Origin of the sequence: Streptomyces sp. NPDC056948 (genome assembly GCF_042674225.1) — a bacterium.
Lineage (GTDB): Bacteria > Actinomycetota > Actinomycetes > Streptomycetales > Streptomycetaceae > Streptomyces > Streptomyces purpurascens.
Window position 1 is genome coordinate 1 of record NZ_JBHUQX010000724.1, and the last position, 2,397, is coordinate 2,397.

Below are 2,397 nucleotides of genomic sequence, written 5' to 3' on the forward strand. Positions count from 1 at the left end.
GTCCGGCGCCCGCGTGTTCGCCACCGAGGCCGCGCACAACACCGAGCACGTCGAGGCGCTCGGCGCGGAAGCGGTCATCGACTTCCGCACCGAGGACGTCCCCACGCGCGTACGGGAGCTGACCGACGGCCGGGGTGTGGACGCCGTGGTCGACACCATCGGCGCCGACTCCGCCACCGCCAACCTCCGCCTCCTGGTGCACGGAGGCGGCCTGGCAGCCATCGCCGGCCGACCGGACCTGGGCGCCGTACCGCCGTTCGGCATGGCGCCCTCCGTGCACGAGATCGCACTCGGGGCGGCGTACACCGTCGGGGACGGACGAGCCCGCGCGCGGCTGTCCGGCATGCTGACGGACCTGCTCGCGCTGACCGTCGAGAACCGTCTTGATCCGATGCTGGCACGCGGCATCGCCTTGGACGACGTACCGGCGGCGCTCGTCGAGCTCTCGGGCCGCGGCGTCCGCGGCAAGCTCGTCTACGTCCGCGACTGAGCGAAGCGCGAGACGACACGGCACCGCACTCCCCGTACAACTCGGGGACCACACGCGGATGTTGTGTCATTCCCAGGGTGGAGGGGAGTGCAGCCCTCGCGAGTGATCCGCATGCGCATCCAGTTCCGGAAGGATCTTTTCCGTCCGAACATGTGACCGGAAGGATCGATATCGTGCGCAGACGACGTCTCGCGCCCCTGCTGGCCGTGAGTGTCACGGCAACGCTGGCTCCCGCGCTCGCCACCTCGACGGCCACCGCCGCTCCGGCCGCCACCCCGTCGACCGCCCCCTCGTCCGCCGCCACGAAGGGCGCGCTGGACCGGTATGTGAAGCAGAAGCCGCAGTGGAAGCGCTGTGCAGCCGACGCTCCGGCGGAACTCGAGTGCGCCACGATCAAAGTCCCGTTGGACTACCGGGTTCCCGGGGGCAAGCAGATCGACTTAGCCATATCCCGGATCAAGAGCACCGCGCCCGACAAGCGACGCGGTGCTCTGTTCTCCAACCCCGGCGGCCCGGGGGCCCCGGGGCTCTACATGCCGCTGGGGATGCAGGAGAGGCTCCCCGAGTCCGCGGAGCAGAAGTACGACCTCATCGGCTTCGACCCGCGCGGTGTGGGACGGAGCAGCCCGGTCTCCTGCGGCCTGGAGCCGGAGGAGGAGAACTGGCTGCGGCCGTACAAGGAGGAGACGTTCGACAAGGACGTCGCCTGGGCACGTGACGTCGCGAACAAGTGCGAGGAGAAGGCGGGCGACACGCTCCCGCACATCACCACGCGCAACACCGCGCGCGACATGGACCTGCTCCGGGCGATCCTCGGCGAGAAGAAGATCTCGTACCTGGGGTACTCGTACGGCACCTACCTGGGCGCCGTCTACACCCAGCTCTTCCCGGGCCGGGCCGACCGGTTCGTGCTGGACAGCGCGGTCGATCCGGCGCGCGCCTGGCGAGGGATGATCCAGTGGTGGGCGGAGGGTGCCGAGCCCGCGTTCGACCGCTGGACCGGGTGGGCCGCCGAGCGTTCGGAGAAGTACGGACTCGGTGACACCCCGAAGAAGGTCGACCGGACCTTCTGGGACCTGGTCGCGCAGGCCGACGAGAAGCCCATCGAGGTGGAGGGGCAGCCGACCACCGGTGATGACATCCGGAGCGGTATGCGCGGGGCGGTCTTCAGCCCGCAGGAAGCCACCGAGGCGATCGTGGAGCTGAAGAAGGCCGCGGCCGGCGAGCCCGCCTCCGCGAAGAAACTCGCGGCGTTCGCCGGATCCGAGGGGACCGGGACGGCGGGCGCCGCCGCCGATGCCGCCGAGGTGCCGCCCGACAACATGACGGCGAGCCTCTGGGCCGTGGTGTGCGGCGACAACTCGGCCGCGTGGTCCCGCGATCCTGAGAGCTACCGGCAGGACGCCATCGAGGACAAGGGCCGTCACCCGCTCTACGGTGACTTCGCGTCCAGCATCAAGCCCTGTGCGTTCTGGGACAAGTCCGTGGAACCGGCGACCGAGGTGAACAACAACGTCGGCTCCCTGGTCGTCCAGAACGAGTGGGACTCGCAGACCCCGCTGCCCAGCGGTCAGGCCCTGCACGCCGACCTGAAGGGCTCGAAGATGGTCACCGTCCTGGGCGGCGAGGGCCATGGCGTCTACCCGAACGGCAACGCGTGCACGGACGGCACGGTCACCGGCTACCTGCTCACGGGCAAGCTCCCCGCGAAGGACGTGACCTGCGAGGCGACGGCCGCCTCGAACGCGGAGGCACGGAAGAACCAGAAGCGGGACGCACTCCCCGGGTCTCCGCTCCCGGAGCGCGCCCCGGACCGTTTCTGATCCCGGTCGCATGGCCCGTTGCCGCATGACCCATTGCCGCATGACCCATTGCCGCACGGCCTACCACCTCACGGCCAAGTGAAG

General features: G+C 70.0%; 2 protein-coding genes. Both read left to right on the plus strand.

Annotated elements, in window-relative coordinates; all coding sequences use genetic code 11:
* Positions 1 to 490: zinc-binding dehydrogenase (locus tag ACFTZL_RS44000; protein WP_382595998.1), on the plus strand; the 490-nt coding region annotated here is incomplete at its 5' end.
* A 173-nt stretch (positions 491 to 663) separates the two neighbouring features.
* Entirely contained in the window at positions 664 to 2,313 is a 1,650-nt protein-coding gene (locus tag ACFTZL_RS44005) for an alpha/beta hydrolase (protein ID WP_382596001.1), read from the plus strand.
* Positions 2,314 to 2,397 lie beyond the last annotated feature (84 nt).